Here is a 14,849-nt window from a genome sequence, read left to right as displayed (position 1 = left end):
ATATCCGATAAAAAGATTGACAGAGAAAATTTGATGAAATATAATGTGCTTATAAAGGAGGTTCGCTATGAATAAAATAAAAGAATTGCGGAAAGAAAAGAATATAACCGTTGCGGAACTTGCAAAGGAATTAGGCATTTCACAAAGTATGCTTACGAACTATGAAAATGGAAACGGAACGCCGAGAGATGAATCTATATGGGAAAAATTATCACAGATATTCGGCGTGAGTAAAAGCCACGTTATGGGATTGACTACGGATATTGAAACGGCAAATAAGAAAAAGCCGTTGAAAGTCGTGGTGGATATGTCACAGCCTGTTTCTATCCAGCCGAAGAACCAGACCGACCTTGACGTGCTGATGAAACTGGATTTAATAGACAGTGATGATATGGAAGAAGTGTCGGAGTTCCTCGACAAACTCTTAGAAAAAGAGAAATATGAGGGGCGGAGAGAATTAAACATGAAGTATGTTGCAGGATAGGAATGATTTTTAAGCCGTCCGCTTGCCCAGCCGACCCGTCGCCCTGTTAGGAACCGTCGCTCTGGGCATCCTGCGGAACGCTGGTTAGCGGAAAAACACGAACAAGGGAATATGGACGGTAGACTATGCTTAGAGTCGGTACAGTGTGGAAAAGGGTATGTAGAGATATCAGAGTCTTACATACTTTTTTCTTGTGCGCTTCACATATTTAGATTATACTGAATAGTAGTTAAGCAAACTTGAAGTTGTGAACTTCGAATTAGAGGTGTTGAAAATGAAAATAATAATTATATTTATTGATTTACTGATGGCAACTGTTCTCTTTTTTGTTGGAAGATTTTTTATCAAATCAAGGAATACAGAAAGAAGTGTGCTGTTTTTATCAGGAGATTATACTGGATTAAACACAGAGAAAATATGCAGAGTTACTGGAAAACGGATTAAGACATGGGCAATGCTCTTTTGTCTTGGCGGTATAATTGATTTTATCAAGCTGGGCGCAGGAATAATAATAGTTTCCGTTTTTTTTATTATCTTACTTGTAGTTCATTTGGTTGATATGACTATAAATCGAGACAAGTACCGGGTATAAATCCCTGTTTGTAAGAGATAAACATTTGAACACTTTTTGAACACCGCAACCGTGATGAAGTCTTCAAAGCCCCTTTCTATCAGTATTTGAGATTAAGTAAAACGGTTCGATTCCGGTCTGCGGCATTGATTAAAAGCAGGAGGAACGCTGAATTTACAGCGTTTCTCTTATTTTTTTACTTCAAAAAGTTTGAAACACCTTTGAACACTTTTTCTTGTGTCTTAAATTTATTTAAACTATACGGGATAGGAGTTAAGTTAATTGAATATATATAACGGAATTTTGTATTAAGAGCAGACAACACAAAATATTTCGTATAAGTATTTAATCTAGAATATGAGCAATGGAGGAACCTATAGTATCTATGTTGATCCGAATCCCACAATTTAACCTTTCAATAAGATTGACAATATAGAACAGAAAATCATTACCGGTAAAATGGAAATATCTAAAGCAGATTTTCCTTGCCTGCAGAGGATAGAAAACATAAATACAGTATGCTAAAATGAAAGTAACAAACCAGAAACTGAGGAGATAAAGAATGTTTGTCAGAGGATATCAGATGTCGGACTGTAAAGAAATTACAGAGCTGTTTTATAATACGGTTCATACAATAAATGCGAAAGATTATACAAAAGAACAATTAGATGTGTGGGCAACAGGTCAAGCGGATTTAGAAAAATGGAATCAGTCACTTCAAGAGCACTATAGTATAGTTGCTATAGATAACAAAATCATCGTAGGCTTTGGCGACATAGATAAAGACGGTTATCTTGACCGCTTGTTTGTTCATTCTAATTATCAAGGAAAAGGGGTTGCAACAGCTATTTGTAACCAACTGGAACAAGCGGTTGATGGAAAAATTACAACTTATGCTTCTATTACAGCAAAACCATTTTTTGAAAAACGAGGGTATAAAGTTGTAAAGGAACGACAGGTAGAACGACAAGGAATTTTTCTTACAAATTATGTGATGATAAAGGAACAATAAATCTTGAATTTATAAATCGAAAAGGGAATTTATGAAAAAAATTAGTTTATTTATTGCAATGAGCCTTGACGGATATATTGCAGACAGCAAAGGCAGTGTTGAGTGGCTGACTGGACAGGGCAATGATGAGGATAATATTGATTCATATTCTGAATTTGTGAAAGACATAGATACCGTTGTAATGGGTTGGAATACTTATCATCAAATTGTTACAGAGCTTTCACCAGAAGATTGGGTTTATGACGATTTTACAACCTATGTTGTGACACACAAGCAAAAAAAGTCTTCCGACAAAATCCATTTTGTCAACAAAAACCCAGTTGAACTGATAAAAGAGCTACGAAAAGAAAACGGAAACGGAATTTGGATATGTGGCGGTGCAAACTTAATCCAACAGTTGGTTAGAGCAGATATAATAGATTGTTATTATATAACCGTCATTCCAACAATTTTAGGATCAGGTATTCGACTTTTTGAAAAAGCTGACCATGAAATTAAGTTGAGGCTGCTAAAAACACAGTCATATAATGGCATGATGGATTTAATCTATGCAAAAAGATAAATCCCAGTTTGCGAGGTAAAGCGTATGGAAAAATTGATAGCAATGGTGATCTGTACAATTCTTGTAGTTGCATTGGTTGGCTGTAGTACTTCAAAGGATGGGAATTATCCTGCAACAATAATGGTAAATGGAACAAATTTCTATTCAACCAACAATGCGGTTGCTGTTGAAGTGGATGATAGTGTTATTCAATACACAACTTCCTATGCGGAGAATGGTGTTCCTAAAAAGGATGGAGAAGCAAATTTTAATAAAGATACCGGAACGCCATACGCAATTCTTGAAGATGGTATGGTAGTAGTGCTTATTGATAATGAATGGATAGAGTTCAAAACAAAGTAAGCAGAAAAGTTCTAGTTTAATTGAAAAAATTTGAATGTGAGAGGTGCATATAAGTGAAACCGAAGAAAGCCAGAAAACTCATTTATTTTCTGTACATTATTGGATTTATTTTAATACTACTTAGCTACAAGCGTATAATGTTTTTGCCAATTGGTGTGATTGTAGCAGGTTCGTCTGTTGTGCCTAATTTACTTTTTTACAAGTGTCCGCATTGCGGAAAACATCTTGGAAGTAATGGTGGTGATTTTTGTCAATACTGCGGAAAGAGTATTGATAATTAAAGTCCAGTTAGTGTTGAGATGAAAAGAGCTATCTAAACAGGTTTGGAGTTAGGAGATGATGTCAAGCAATTCCCTATATTACTTCCGGGGCAAGTGAAACTATTAAGCTTGAAAAGGGTAAGTGGTATCGTGTTGAAACAGGAAAAGATCTTACAATGAGTATAGTAAATGTTCGTATAGAATAATAAATGTCAATAGAAATTCGTTCTTCGGTTTTTTATATTGTATATTATATAAAATTGCATTATATTACTATAGTAATCAAGTAAATTAGATTTTAAGGAGCGATAACTTTTTATAACAGGTAGGTTGTGAATGGAGGAAATCTGTATGATTATCGAAGGTAATGAAAAAGAAATAGAGGCAATGGAACAATTTCACAAAGGAAACCGACAGGAAGGACTGCGGTTACAAGAAGAATTCGCAGCTGCATTCAGAGAGGAATATAAAGATAAAGATCATTGTCCTTGCAAGAAAGCCTGCCGCTATCATGGAAATTGTAAAGAGTGTGTTGCGATACATAGAGCACATCAAGAACATGTACCAAATTGTATGAGACCTATTATTAATGCAAAGATAAAGCTGTTATCTGAATTAACAGAGCATACGATCGCAGAGGAAATCGAAGCTCCGCATGAGATACTTTTTTCAGATTTAGGGTAACAGATTTTATAACAGTAGCGGGTGAAGCAAATCCCCCTGCTTTAGCTGTGGGGAGTGTCAAAACAGCAGTGAGAGAAAATAGAAGTTGCTTTATAATAGCAGCGAGAGAAAACAGAAGTTGCTAGGGGGAAGAATAATGAAGATTGAACATATCGCAATGTATGTAAATGATTTAGAAAGTGTTAGAGATTTTTTCGTTAAATACTTTGGCGCTGTATGTAATGACGGTTATTATAACTCAAAAACAGGTTTTCGATCGTACTTTCTTTTGTTTGATGATGGAGCAAGGCTTGAGATCATGAACAAACCTCAGATGGAGGACGAAGTAAAATCGCCGGTGAGGACAGGATATATTCATATAGCATTTAGTGTTGGAAGTAAAGAGAAAGTGGATTTTCTGACACGGCAAATGCAAGAAGATGGATATGAGGTTGTGAGTGGTCCAAGAACAACAGGAGATGGGTATTACGAAAGCTGTATTATAGGGATAGAAGGGAATCAAATTGAAATTACAGTTTGACAAAATATTTTTAAAGCGTTGAAAAAAATTATTGAGGTAAATTTTTATTTATCTCAAATACTATATAAAATTATAGAAAGGGAAACTGCTATGATATTAGAAAATAAACTCGGCATTACCGATTCTGTAGAATTAGCCAAAGCTGAAGAAAAAATCAGCAAAAAAAGAGCAATAGAACTTTTTGAAAGCGGCTATTTGAATTATCTTAAGCCGGGAACTTTTAAATCACTTGCTGAAATACACAAATATTTATTTGGTCCGATTTATGGTTTTGCCGGACAGATAAGAACTGTTAATATTTCAAAAGGTAATTTTCGTTTTGCTCCGATTATGTATTTAGAAGCAGCTCTTGAAAATATCGAAAAAATGCCTCAATCAACATATGATGAAATTATAGAAAAATATGTGGAAATGAATATTGCACATCCTTTTCGTGAGGGAAACGGCAGAAGTACAAGAATTTGGCTTGATTTGATTTTAAAAAAAGAATTAGGTCAGGTAATCGATTGGAGCCGTGTAGATAAAGAGGACTATCTTTCTGCCATGGAACGCAGTCCTGTTAAAGATATTGAAATCAAACATATATTAAAGCAGGCGCTGACGAACAGAATCAATGACCGTGAGGTTTATATGAAAGGTATCGATCACAGTTATTATTACGAAGGCTATTCCACATTTAAGATAAGTGATTTGTAATTAAAATATTTCTATCAATGGCAGAAGTTAATATAAAGAACTGCCGTTGCAAGTCGTTCTCTAAGTAAAATTCAAAGGAGAATCGATTGTGAAGAGAGTGGCAAGCGAAAGAAACCTATTTGCAAAGATAGCCTGAGCTTGCTGCTCTAAATTATTGTTTACGGATTGAACGGAAAGATTATGAAAAAAAACAGTTGACAAATTATTTTTTAGTGTTATACTTTGAAAGTCAAAATATTTAAGAATCAAATAAAATATGACGGAGAAGAAAAATGATAGGAAGAGTTTGTGGAACGGGATCGTATTTACCGATTCGGACAGTAAGCAATGATGAACTATCGCATGTCATGGAGACGTCGGATGAATGGATACGAGAACGAACCGGAATCAGATTCCGGCATGTGGCATTAGAAGAGACAACATCAGACATGGCGGCGGAGGCTGCGGCCCGGGCGTTGAAAAACGGAGAAGTAAATGCGGATGAGATCGAATTGATCTTAACTGCGACATCTTCTTCGGATGTGATTTATCCATCGGCTGCGTGTATTGTTCAAAAGAGAATCGGCGCCCAGAACGCGTTGGCATTTGATCTGAACGGAGCTTGTTCGGGATTTGTGATTGCTTTCAATACAGCGCAGGCATATATTCGCGCAGGAATCTATAAAACGATTCTTGTAGTCGGCGCAGAAAGCATGAGTCGCCTTGTGGATTGGAGTGACAGGAGCACATCTGTATTATTCGGCGACGGCGCAGGCGCGCTGATACTGAAAGCGGAAGAAGGTGATCATTATTGGCAGACAGGTCATTCTGACGGCACGAAAGATTTTGTGCTGACATTAAGATCAAAAAGTCTGTTTGAAGAACAGGATGATAATCCAAAAGATGTCTTATCAAAAAGTGATGAAGGATCGTCAGTGGAAGAACACGATGACGTAAGTAAAAATGCAGAAGATATCAGCCGGAAAAAGAAAAGTCATAAAACAGGAATTTGCATGGATGGGCAGGAAGTATTTAAATTTGCGGTCAGAAAAGTACCGGAGCTGACAGAAGAGCTTTTAGAAAAGTCGGGACTGAAAATTGCAGATATTGATTTTTTTATTTTGCATCAGGCGAATGAAAGGATTGTGAAAGCGGCGGCAAAGAAATTAAAAGTCGATATGAGCCGTTTTCCGATAAATATGGAAAATTATGCAAATACATCTGCCGCATCGATTCCGATCCTTTTGGATGAACTTGTTCAAACGGGAAGATTGAGAAAAGGTCAAAAAATATTGCTTGCCGGATTTGGTGCAGGGCTGACATGGGCTGGAAGTATTTTAGAATGGTAAATCTCTTTGAGAGATCAAACGAAAACAAATTGTGGATAAAAAATAAAGTAAAAGAGAAAAGAAAGGAAGAAATTATCATGACAGAGAGAATGAAAGAAATCGTAGCAGAGGCATTGAATGTAGAAATCGAAACTTTAAAAGAGGACACATCATTTAAAGAAGATTTGGGGGCAGATTCACTTGATCTTTTTGAATTGGTGATGGCGTTTGAGGAAGAATTCGGAGTAGAGATTCCTTCCGAAGATCTGGAAAAGATCACAACGATCAAAGATGCGGCGGCATATATGGAGGCTCACAAAGAGTAAAAAATAAAAAACCGGATATAAAAAATGAAAATAGAAACAAAGAGGCCGATAATAAAAAAGAAAAAAGTATCAGGAGAAAGTATTGTCAAAATGAAAACAGAAATAACGGAACTTTTGGGAATTGAATATCCGATCATTCAGGGCGGGATGGCATGGGTTGCAGAATATCATCTGGCAGCGGCAGTATCCGAGGCAGGCGGTCTGGGAATTATCGGAGCGGCAAGCGCTCCTCCTGAATGGGTGAGAGATCAGATACAAAAGGCAAAGAAGATGACAGATAAACCTTTCGGAGTCAACATTATGCTTATGAGTCCGTATGCAGATGAAATTGCAAAGGTAATTGTGGAAGAAAAGGTAAAAGTTGTTACAACAGGAGCCGGTTCTCCGGAAAAATATATGCAGATGTGGAAAGAAGCGGATGTAAAAGTGATTCCGGTTGTTGCGTCTGTTGCACTTGCAAAGAGAATGGAACGCTGTCATGCCGATGCGGTTGTCGCAGAAGGAACGGAAGCAGGAGGGCATATCGGAGAGGCATCAACAATGACTCTTGTACCGCAAGTTGTCGATGCGGTAAAGATTCCTGTCATTGCGGCAGGAGGAATTGCAGACGGAAGAGGGATTGCGGCTGCATTTATGCTCGGAGCAAAAGGAGTTCAGATGGGAACGGCATTTATCGTAACAGAGGAATGTCAGGTTCATGAGAATTATAAAAATGAAATTATAAGGGCAAGAGATATCGATTCAAAAGTTACCGGAAGATCATGCGGACATCCGGTGCGGACGCTTAGAAATCAGATGACGAAACTGTATCTGCAAAAAGAAAAAGAGGGCGCGTCTTTTGAAGAGCTGGAAGCATTGACACTTGGCGGTTTAAAAAAAGCAGTCGTTGAAGGTGACGTAAAAAACGGAAGCCTGATGGCAGGACAGTCGGCAGGACTTGTCACAGAGAAGATGACATGTGAAATGCTGATCCGAAAGTTAGTAAAAGGAACAGAAAAACAAATCAGAGGAAGTGTATTTTATGAGTAAGACTGCATTTATTTTTCCGGGTCAGGGCGCACAGACAGCCGGAATGGGAAAAGATTTCTATGAGAACAGCAGGAAGGCAAAAGACATATTTGATATGGCGTCTGAATTATTGTCGCTTGATATGCGGAAGTTGTGTTTTGAGAAAAATGATCTTCTTGATAAGACAGAATATACACAGGCGGCTTTGGTAACTGTCAGTATGGCAGCAGAGCATGTATTAAGAGAATGGGGGATGACTGCGGACGTTACAGCGGGATTGAGCTTAGGCGAATATTGCGCGGCAGCATCGGCAGGAGCATTTTCTACAGAAGACGCAGTTCTGATGGTGAGAAAACGCGGGATTTTTATGGAAGAAGCCGTTCCCGCAAACAAAGGGGCGATGGCGGCTGTAATCGGACTTACAGGCGCTCGGACAGAAGAAGTATTGGAAAAGATTCCGAATGTATGGATCGCAAATTATAACTGTCCCGGTCAGTTGGTGATCACAGGAGAAAAAAGCGCAGTGGAAACAGCGGGAAGTAGCCTGAAAGAAGCAGGAACAAAGAGAGTTATTTTATTGAATGTGAGCGGTCCGTTTCATTCTCCGATGATGGAAACTGCAGGACAACAGCTTGCGCGTGTTTTGGAGAATGTCAGGCTGAATCAACCGGTCATTCCTTATGTATCGAATGTGACTGCGGATTTTGTGGGAGAAACAGGAGAGATTAAGGATCTTTTGATACGGCAGGTATCATCTCCTGTGAGATGGCAGCAAAGTGTGGAAAAACTGATCGCCGCAGGGGTAGATACATTTGTGGAGATCGGACCGGGAAAGACATTGTCTGGATTTATACGGCGGATTGACAGAAATGTAAAATGTTTCAATGTCGGTACATGGGAAGAAGCAGAAAAAGCGGCAGAACAGTTATGTTAAAGCGACAGAAAGTGGAAGGAAAATGATGTTAAAAGGGAAAATTGCAGTTGTAACCGGGGCATCCCGGGGGATCGGCAGAGCGATCGCGGTGAAACTTGCGGCAGAAGGCGCAGTCGTGATCATTAATTATAATAGGTCGAAAGACGAAGCTGAAAAAGTAAAAGAGCAGATTGAAGCGTCGGGAGGACAGGTAAAACTGATTCAGTGTAACGTAGCTTCTTTTGAATCATGCGAAAAGATGTTTGAAGAGGTTATGAAAGAGTTTGGAAGAATTGATATTCTTGTCAACAATGCGGGAATTACAAAAGACGGTTTGCTTATGAAGATGTCGGAAGATGATTTTGATGCGGTCGTAGATACAAACTTAAAGGGGGCGTTTCACTGTATACGCTTTGTTTCAAGAGCAATGATACGTCAAAGAAGCGGAAGGATCATTAATATCTCTTCGGTGTCCGGGGTACTTGGAAATGCAGGTCAGGCAAATTATGCCGCATCTAAGGCAGGGGTGATCGGTCTGACAAAATCAGCGGCGAGAGAACTTGCAGGAAGGAAAATTACAGTAAATGCAGTCGCGCCCGGATTTATCCGGACGGAAATGACAGCGGTTCTTTCGGAAAAAGTGAAAGAAAAGGCAGTTCTGCAAATTCCGATGGAGCGATTCGGAGAGGCGGAAGATGTGGCGCAGGCTGTTGCGTTTCTTGCATCAGAGCAGGCCGGATACATTACCGGGCAGGTGCTTTGCGTAGACGGAGGCATGGCGATGTAATTATAATCGCTCCGCTTGAAAAGGAGGAAGTATGAAGAGAAGAGTTGTTGTAACCGGTCTTGGAGCTGTTACTCCGATCGGAAATACAGTGGATGTTTTTTGGGATGAGATTAAAAAAGGAACTGTCGGAATCGGACCGATCACTCAATTTGACGTTTCTGATTATAAAGTGAAGATCGCAGCGCAGGTAAAAGGATTTGATGCAAGAGAACGGCTTGATTTTAAATCTGCAAAACGAATGGAATTGTTTACACAATACGCGGCGGCAGCAGCGAAAGAGGCGTTTGAAGATGCCGGAATCGACATGGAAAAGGAAGATCCTTACAGGGCAGGCGTGATCGTCGGATCCGGTGTGGGAAGCTTAAAATGTGTGGAAGATAATTATGAGACGATCCTAAAGAAAGGGCCGAACAGAGTTCATCCGCTGATGGTTCCGCTGATGATTTCAAATATGGCGGCGGGAAATATTTCGATCCGGCTTGGACTTCGGGGAAAATGCACAAATGTCGCGACGGCATGCGCCTCCGGTTCACATTGTATCGGAGATGCTTTTCGGGCAATTCAGTATGGTGATGCAGATATCATGGTTGCAGGAGGAGCGGAGAGCGCGATCTCTCCGACAGGTCTGGCAGGATTCACGGCGCTTACGGCGCTTTCTACATCAGAAGATCCGACTTGTGCATCAAGACCGTTTGACAAAGACAGAGATGGATTTGTCTTGGGAGAAGGAGCAGGCATTATTGTTTTGGAAGAACTGGAACATGCGAAGGCAAGGGGCGCAAAAATATACGCAGAGCTTGCAGGGTACGGAGCAACGGCGGACGCATGGCACATCACATCACCGGCAGAAGACGGAGAGGGCGCCGCAATGGCGATGAAGCTTGCAATGCGGGAAGCAGGCGTACGGGCAGAGCAGATCGACTATATTAATGCACATGGAACAAGCACGCATCACAACGATCTGTTTGAGACAAGAGCAATACGCAGCGCACTTGGAAGCGCGGCAGATCAGGTTGTCGTTAACTCAACGAAATCGATGATCGGTCATCTTCTCGGAGCGGCAGGCGGAGTTGAGTTTATCGTATGTGTAAAAAGCATTCAGGACGGATACATTCATCAGACAATGGGAACAAAAAATGTCGATCCCGAATGTGATCTAAATTATGCGGTAGGCTCACCGGTCAAGAAGGATGTAAACTATGTATTGACAAACTCACTGGGATTCGGAGGTCATAACGCTTCTCTTCTCGTGAAAAAATATGAAGATTAAGGCGGGGTGCAAAAATGAAGACAGAACAGATCCTTCAGTTGGTAGAAGCTGTGTCGGGATTCGGATTGGACGAATTTGAATACGAAGAAGACGGAGTAAAGCTGAAGTTGAAAAAAGGCGGAAACGTCTGCACATCAGTATCGGCAGAAACGGCAGGAAGAACAAAGACAGAAGCGGAGATTGCAAGAACAGAAGAAAATGCGGAAGTCTTATTAGAAGGCAAAATAGTGAAAGCTCCGCTTGTCGGAATTTTCTATGCGTCGCCGGAAGAAGGAGGAACTCCTTTCGTGCAGGCAGGAGACAAAGTAGAAAAGGGAACGGTTCTCGGGATCGTGGAAGCGATGAAGCTTATGAATGAGATCGAAAGTGATTTTGAGGGAACGATAGAAGAGGTTCTTGTCGAAAACGGAGCGGCGGTAGAATACGGACAGCCTCTTTTTGTCATCAAATAAAGAACGATACAAAAACGGCATAGTAAAAATATCAGGGAGGCAGAGTACGGAGATGGAAAGAGAGACAAAGAAAAGCTTAAATATAGAACAGATCCAGCAGATCATCCCGCACAGGCATCCGTTTTGCCTGATCGACAGGATCGAAGATTATGAACCGGGGGAATTTGCCATAGGCTATAAAGCGGTAACATATACGGAAGAATTTTTTAAAGGCCATTTCCCGAATAAACCGGTTATGCCGGGGGTACTTATTGTAGAAGCGCTTGCACAAACAGGAGCAGTGGCGATTTTAAGTACGCCGGAAAATAAAGGAAAGATTGCATTTTTCGGAGGAATACAAAACTGCCGGTTTAAAGGAATGGTATTTCCTGGCGACGTGTTGAGATTAGAGACAAAGATTATTCGTCAAAAAGGTCCGGTAGGAATCGGAAAAGCGGTTGCAAGTGTGGACGGTAAAGTAGTAGTAAGCGCAGAATTGACGTTTATGGCAGGAGAATAGATTTATGATCGAAAAAATATTGATCGCAAACCGTGGCGAGATTGCGGTTCGGATTATTCGGGCATGCAGAGAAATGGGAATTGAAACTGTGGCAGTCTATTCGGAGGCTGACAAGGAGGCTCTTCATACCCAGCTTGCGGATGAAGCAGTCTGTATCGGTCCGGCGCAGGCATCGGAAAGTTATCTGAATATGCAGAATTTGATCAGCGCAGCGCTCGTTTCGGGAGCAGATGCGATTCATCCCGGATTCGGATTTTTATCGGAAAATGCAAAATTTGCAGAACTTTGCGAACAGTGCGAGATTACCTTTATCGGTCCTGATTCTAAAGTGATCGGTAAGATGGGAAATAAAACAGAAGCAAGAGCAACAATGATCGCGGCAGGGATTCCGGTTATCCGGGGGACAAACGGAGCGGTTTTAGATCTGGAAGAAGGGAAAAAAGAAGCGGCGCGCATCGGATATCCTGTGATCATTAAAGCCGCCTTGGGAGGCGGAGGAAAAGGGATGCGGACAGCGCAAAGTGAAGAAGAGTTTGAAAGTTGTTTTGTGACGGCGCGCAAAGAGGCGGAAAAGGCATTCGGAGACGGAACAATGTATATCGAGCATTTTGTGGAGCATCCTCGTCATATTGAATTTCAAATCATTGCAGATTCATATGGAAATATAGTTCATCTCGGAGAACGGGATTGTTCGATACAGAGAAATCATCAGAAGATGATCGAAGAGTGTCCATGCGCCGCGTTGTCAGATGAACTTCGTAAAAAAATGGGCGAAACGGCGGTAAAGGCCGCAAGGGCCGCAGGCTATACAAACGCCGGAACAGTAGAGTTTCTGTTGGAAAAAGACGGTACATTTTATTTTATGGAAATGAACACAAGGATACAGGTGGAACATCCGGTAACGGAGTGCGTAACCGGGATCGATCTGATCAAAGAGCAGATACGGATCGCAAACGGCGGGGAACTTACTTTCAGGCAGGAAGATATCAGGATGACAGGTCATGCGATCGAATGTCGGATCAATGCGGAGATACCGGAGCGCAATTTTACGCCGTCAGCCGGAAGAATCACAGATCTGCATCTTCCGGGAGGAAACGGGATCCGTGTAGATACGGCTGTTTACAGCGGATGCGAGGTGCTGCCTTATTATGATTCCATGTTGGCGAAACTGATCGTTCACGGGAAAGACCGTCGAGAGGCGGTAGATAAGATGAGGAGCGCTCTGGGAGAAATTATTATAGAAGGAATCGGAACGAATGTCGATTACCAGTATGAGATTTCGGAAAACGAGGATTTTATATCAGGAAAGACAGATGTGGATTTTATTCGGAGGCTGAGTAGTGAAACTGCATAATATGTTTAAAAAGACCGTAGGGAAAGAACATGGAACATCGAAAAATACAAAAGTAAGAAATGTTCCCGAAGGATTGCTGAAAAAGTGCAATAAGTGCGGCGCGGCTATTTTGGCAGAGGATGCCGTAAATAACAATTATATTTGTCCGAAGTGTCACGGATATTTCAGGATGCATGCAGGACGGCGGATCGAGATGATCGCAGATCCCGGAACTTTTGAAGAATGGGATGCAAAGATGAAGTTTGAAAATCCTCTGGAATTTAGCGGTTATGAGGAAAAAGTACGAAGATTAAGGGAACAGACCGGACTTGACGAAGCGGTCGTTACAGGGAAAGTTATGGTCGCGGGCCATCCGGCGGTGATCGGAGTATGTGACGGACGTTTTATGATGGCGAGCATGGGCGAAGTGGTCGGTGAGAAGATCACAAGAGCGATAGAACGGGCTACGAAAGAAAATCTTCCGGTTATTTTGTTCGCATGTTCTGGAGGCGCAAGGATGCAGGAAGGGATCGTTTCTCTTATGCAGATGGCGAAAACGGCGGCTGCGCTGAAACGGCACAGTGAAAAAGGGCTTCTGTATGTGAGCGTTTTAACAGACCCGACGACAGGAGGAGTAACGGCAAGCTTTGCCATGCTTGGAGATATTATTCTGGCAGAGCCGAATGCGCTGATCGGGTTTGCAGGACCGAGGGTGATCGAGCAGACGATCGGAAAGAAGCTGCCGAAAGGATTTCAGAGGTCGGAGTTTTTGCTCGAACATGGATTTGTAGATCGGATCGTAGAGCGGTCGGAAATGAAAAGCGTTCTTGCGCGTATTTTGCATATGCATGACCGTACAAAAGAAAAAACAGAAGAAAGTACCGGGGAAACCGAAAAGATTGAAAGCACTACACAAGAAGATACTATGCCAAAACAGGTGCGGTCAAAAGGCGGAATAAGCGCGTGGGAAAGAGTTCTTCTTTCAAGAAAAACAGACCGTCCGGTCGGAACAGACTATGTGAATATGCTGTTTTCTGATTTTATGGAATTTCATGGCGACAGGCTTTTTAGAGACGATCCTGCAGTGGCAGGAGGAATTGCAATGTTCGGGAACATTCCGGTCACGGTGATCGCTCAGGTGAAGGGAAAGACGACGAAAGAAAATGTGACACGCAATTTTGCGATGATGTCTCCGGAAGGATATCGGAAAACATTACGATTGATCCGGCAGGCAGAAAAGTTCGGACGTCCGGTGATCTGTATCGTAGATACTCCGGGAGCATTTTGCGGACAGGAAGCAGAAGAGCACGGACAGGGAGAAGCGATCGCTTCAAACTTATATGAACTGTCCTCGATAAAAGTTCCGATCGTTTCGGTACTGATCGGGGAAGGCGGAAGCGGAGGAGCACTGGCTCTGGCTGTGGCAGATGAAGTGTGGATTCTGGAAAACTCTGTCTATTCGGTTCTTTCTCCGGAAGGATTTGCAAGTATACTCTGGAAAGACAGCAAGCGTGCGTCAGAAGCGGCGGAAGTGATGAAACTGACGGCGGATGATCTGAAATGCTTAGGGATAGTGGAACAGGTGATCAGAGAACCGAAGTCGTATACGTCACAGACAATGGCTGGGGTATGTGAAGAATTAAAAAACATGCTCAGCGTTTTTTTGAAAAAATACGGATCTATGGATGAAAGACAACTGCTGAATCATCGATATGACAGATTTCGTAAAATGTAAAAAGTGCTTCTTTTCCGAACAAAGTGTGTGCTATAATATAGGTTACGAAAATGCAGGCGCAAGAAGCGTCGGTTATGGAACACAATAT

At 41.6% G+C, this 14,849-nt stretch carries 18 protein-coding genes; all 18 read left to right on the top strand.

Annotation, left to right across the window (positions count from 1 at the left end):
- Positions 1–67 precede the first annotated feature (67 nt).
- Positions 68–484 carry a helix-turn-helix transcriptional regulator gene (locus tag ACH9UM_RS08910; RefSeq protein ID WP_262527982.1) on the top strand — a complete coding sequence of 139 codons (417 nt, stop codon included), beginning with the start codon at positions 68–70 and terminating at the stop codon, positions 482–484.
- A 274-nt stretch (positions 485–758) separates the two neighbouring features.
- The gene (locus tag ACH9UM_RS08905) at positions 759–1,076 is read left to right on the top strand and encodes a hypothetical protein (protein ID WP_262527984.1); all 318 of its coding nucleotides are present in this window, start codon (positions 759–761) and stop codon (positions 1,074–1,076) included.
- A gap of 541 nt (positions 1,077–1,617) precedes the next feature.
- Complete coding sequence (locus tag ACH9UM_RS08900) at positions 1,618–2,067, top strand: GNAT family N-acetyltransferase (RefSeq protein WP_004845963.1); 450 nt, start codon at positions 1,618–1,620, stop codon at positions 2,065–2,067.
- 31 nt (positions 2,068–2,098) lie between these two features.
- Complete coding sequence (locus tag ACH9UM_RS08895; protein WP_004845962.1) at positions 2,099–2,629, top strand: dihydrofolate reductase family protein; 531 nt, start codon at positions 2,099–2,101, stop codon at positions 2,627–2,629.
- Between the two features lie 24 nt (positions 2,630–2,653).
- Complete coding sequence (locus ACH9UM_RS08890; protein ID WP_009319978.1) at positions 2,654–2,971, top strand: hypothetical protein; 318 nt, start codon at positions 2,654–2,656, stop codon at positions 2,969–2,971.
- Positions 2,972–3,582: 611 nt separating this feature from the next.
- A complete protein-coding gene (locus ACH9UM_RS08885) occupies positions 3,583–3,915 on the top strand; it encodes a hypothetical protein (RefSeq protein ID WP_009243638.1) in 333 nt (110 codons plus the stop codon).
- 136 nt (positions 3,916–4,051) lie between these two features.
- Positions 4,052–4,435, top strand: a complete 384-nt coding sequence (locus ACH9UM_RS08880; RefSeq protein WP_004845959.1) for a VOC family protein — start codon at positions 4,052–4,054, stop codon at positions 4,433–4,435.
- 90 nt (positions 4,436–4,525) lie between these two features.
- Entirely contained in the window at positions 4,526–5,131 is a 606-nt protein-coding gene (fic, locus tag ACH9UM_RS08875) for a protein adenylyltransferase Fic (protein WP_004845958.1), read from the top strand.
- A 272-nt stretch (positions 5,132–5,403) separates the two neighbouring features.
- The gene (locus ACH9UM_RS08870) at positions 5,404–6,459 is read left to right on the top strand and encodes a beta-ketoacyl-ACP synthase III (RefSeq protein ID WP_009319976.1); all 1,056 of its coding nucleotides are present in this window, start codon (positions 5,404–5,406) and stop codon (positions 6,457–6,459) included.
- 77 nt (positions 6,460–6,536) lie between these two features.
- Positions 6,537–6,764 carry an acyl carrier protein gene (locus tag ACH9UM_RS08865; protein WP_172675374.1) on the top strand — a complete coding sequence of 76 codons (228 nt, stop codon included), beginning with the start codon at positions 6,537–6,539 and terminating at the stop codon, positions 6,762–6,764.
- A 90-nt stretch (positions 6,765–6,854) separates the two neighbouring features.
- Positions 6,855–7,793, top strand: a complete 939-nt coding sequence (gene fabK / locus ACH9UM_RS08860; protein WP_009321339.1) for an enoyl-[acyl-carrier-protein] reductase FabK — start codon at positions 6,855–6,857, stop codon at positions 7,791–7,793.
- Positions 7,786–8,706 (top strand): ACP S-malonyltransferase, encoded by a 921-nt coding sequence (gene fabD, locus ACH9UM_RS08855; protein ID WP_009319974.1) that lies wholly within the window; start codon positions 7,786–7,788, stop codon positions 8,704–8,706. Before fabK ends, fabD begins: the two co-directional genes overlap by 8 nt.
- A 25-nt stretch (positions 8,707–8,731) precedes the next feature.
- Complete coding sequence (gene fabG / locus ACH9UM_RS08850; RefSeq protein WP_009243634.1) at positions 8,732–9,472, top strand: 3-oxoacyl-[acyl-carrier-protein] reductase; 741 nt, start codon at positions 8,732–8,734, stop codon at positions 9,470–9,472.
- A gap of 31 nt (positions 9,473–9,503) precedes the next feature.
- Positions 9,504–10,742, top strand: coding sequence for a beta-ketoacyl-ACP synthase II (gene fabF / locus ACH9UM_RS08845; protein WP_004845952.1), 1,239 nt, complete (start codon positions 9,504–9,506; stop codon positions 10,740–10,742).
- A gap of 14 nt (positions 10,743–10,756) precedes the next feature.
- Positions 10,757–11,194 carry an acetyl-CoA carboxylase biotin carboxyl carrier protein gene (gene accB / locus ACH9UM_RS08840; RefSeq protein ID WP_004845951.1) on the top strand — a complete coding sequence of 146 codons (438 nt, stop codon included), beginning with the start codon at positions 10,757–10,759 and terminating at the stop codon, positions 11,192–11,194.
- Between the two features lie 52 nt (positions 11,195–11,246).
- Positions 11,247–11,693 carry a 3-hydroxyacyl-ACP dehydratase FabZ gene (gene fabZ, locus ACH9UM_RS08835; RefSeq protein WP_004845950.1) on the top strand — a complete coding sequence of 149 codons (447 nt, stop codon included), beginning with the start codon at positions 11,247–11,249 and terminating at the stop codon, positions 11,691–11,693.
- A 4-nt stretch (positions 11,694–11,697) separates the two neighbouring features.
- Entirely contained in the window at positions 11,698–13,047 is a 1,350-nt protein-coding gene (locus ACH9UM_RS08830) for an acetyl-CoA carboxylase biotin carboxylase subunit (RefSeq protein WP_004845949.1), read from the top strand.
- Positions 13,034–14,761, top strand: coding sequence for an acetyl-CoA carboxylase, carboxyltransferase subunit beta (gene accD, locus ACH9UM_RS08825; RefSeq protein WP_082241026.1), 1,728 nt, complete (start codon positions 13,034–13,036; stop codon positions 14,759–14,761). The genes ACH9UM_RS08830 and accD overlap by 14 nt, the downstream gene beginning before the upstream one ends.
- Positions 14,762–14,849 lie beyond the last annotated feature (88 nt).

Source organism: Mediterraneibacter torques (assembly GCF_044591705.1).
Classification (GTDB): Bacteria; Bacillota; Clostridia; order Lachnospirales; family Lachnospiraceae; genus Mediterraneibacter; species Mediterraneibacter torques.
Note: the sequence above shows the minus strand (reverse complement) of the source record. Positions and strands in the feature narration are given on the sequence as shown.

Excerpts from the sequence above, each read along its gene's own strand:
- ACH9UM_RS08910 (WP_262527982.1), top strand. The coding sequence starts at position 68 with ATGAATAAAATAAAAGAATTGCGGAAAGAAAAGAATATAACCGTTGCG.
- ACH9UM_RS08905 (WP_262527984.1), top strand. The coding sequence starts at position 759 with ATGAAAATAATAATTATATTTATTGATTTACTGATGGCAACTGTTCTC.
- ACH9UM_RS08900 (WP_004845963.1), top strand. The coding sequence starts at position 1,618 with ATGTTTGTCAGAGGATATCAGATGTCGGACTGTAAAGAAATTACAGAG.
- ACH9UM_RS08895 (WP_004845962.1), top strand. The coding sequence starts at position 2,099 with ATGAAAAAAATTAGTTTATTTATTGCAATGAGCCTTGACGGATATATT.
- ACH9UM_RS08890 (WP_009319978.1), top strand. The coding sequence starts at position 2,654 with ATGGAAAAATTGATAGCAATGGTGATCTGTACAATTCTTGTAGTTGCA.
- ACH9UM_RS08885 (WP_009243638.1), top strand. The coding sequence starts at position 3,583 with ATGATTATCGAAGGTAATGAAAAAGAAATAGAGGCAATGGAACAATTT.
- ACH9UM_RS08880 (WP_004845959.1), top strand. The coding sequence starts at position 4,052 with ATGAAGATTGAACATATCGCAATGTATGTAAATGATTTAGAAAGTGTT.
- fic (WP_004845958.1), top strand. The coding sequence starts at position 4,526 with ATGATATTAGAAAATAAACTCGGCATTACCGATTCTGTAGAATTAGCC.
- ACH9UM_RS08870 (WP_009319976.1), top strand. The coding sequence starts at position 5,404 with ATGATAGGAAGAGTTTGTGGAACGGGATCGTATTTACCGATTCGGACA.
- ACH9UM_RS08865 (WP_172675374.1), top strand. The coding sequence starts at position 6,537 with ATGACAGAGAGAATGAAAGAAATCGTAGCAGAGGCATTGAATGTAGAA.
- fabK (WP_009321339.1), top strand. The coding sequence starts at position 6,855 with ATGAAAACAGAAATAACGGAACTTTTGGGAATTGAATATCCGATCATT.
- fabD (WP_009319974.1), top strand. The coding sequence starts at position 7,786 with ATGAGTAAGACTGCATTTATTTTTCCGGGTCAGGGCGCACAGACAGCC.
- fabG (WP_009243634.1), top strand. The coding sequence starts at position 8,732 with ATGTTAAAAGGGAAAATTGCAGTTGTAACCGGGGCATCCCGGGGGATC.
- fabF (WP_004845952.1), top strand. The coding sequence starts at position 9,504 with ATGAAGAGAAGAGTTGTTGTAACCGGTCTTGGAGCTGTTACTCCGATC.
- accB (WP_004845951.1), top strand. The coding sequence starts at position 10,757 with ATGAAGACAGAACAGATCCTTCAGTTGGTAGAAGCTGTGTCGGGATTC.
- fabZ (WP_004845950.1), top strand. The coding sequence starts at position 11,247 with ATGGAAAGAGAGACAAAGAAAAGCTTAAATATAGAACAGATCCAGCAG.
- ACH9UM_RS08830 (WP_004845949.1), top strand. The coding sequence starts at position 11,698 with ATGATCGAAAAAATATTGATCGCAAACCGTGGCGAGATTGCGGTTCGG.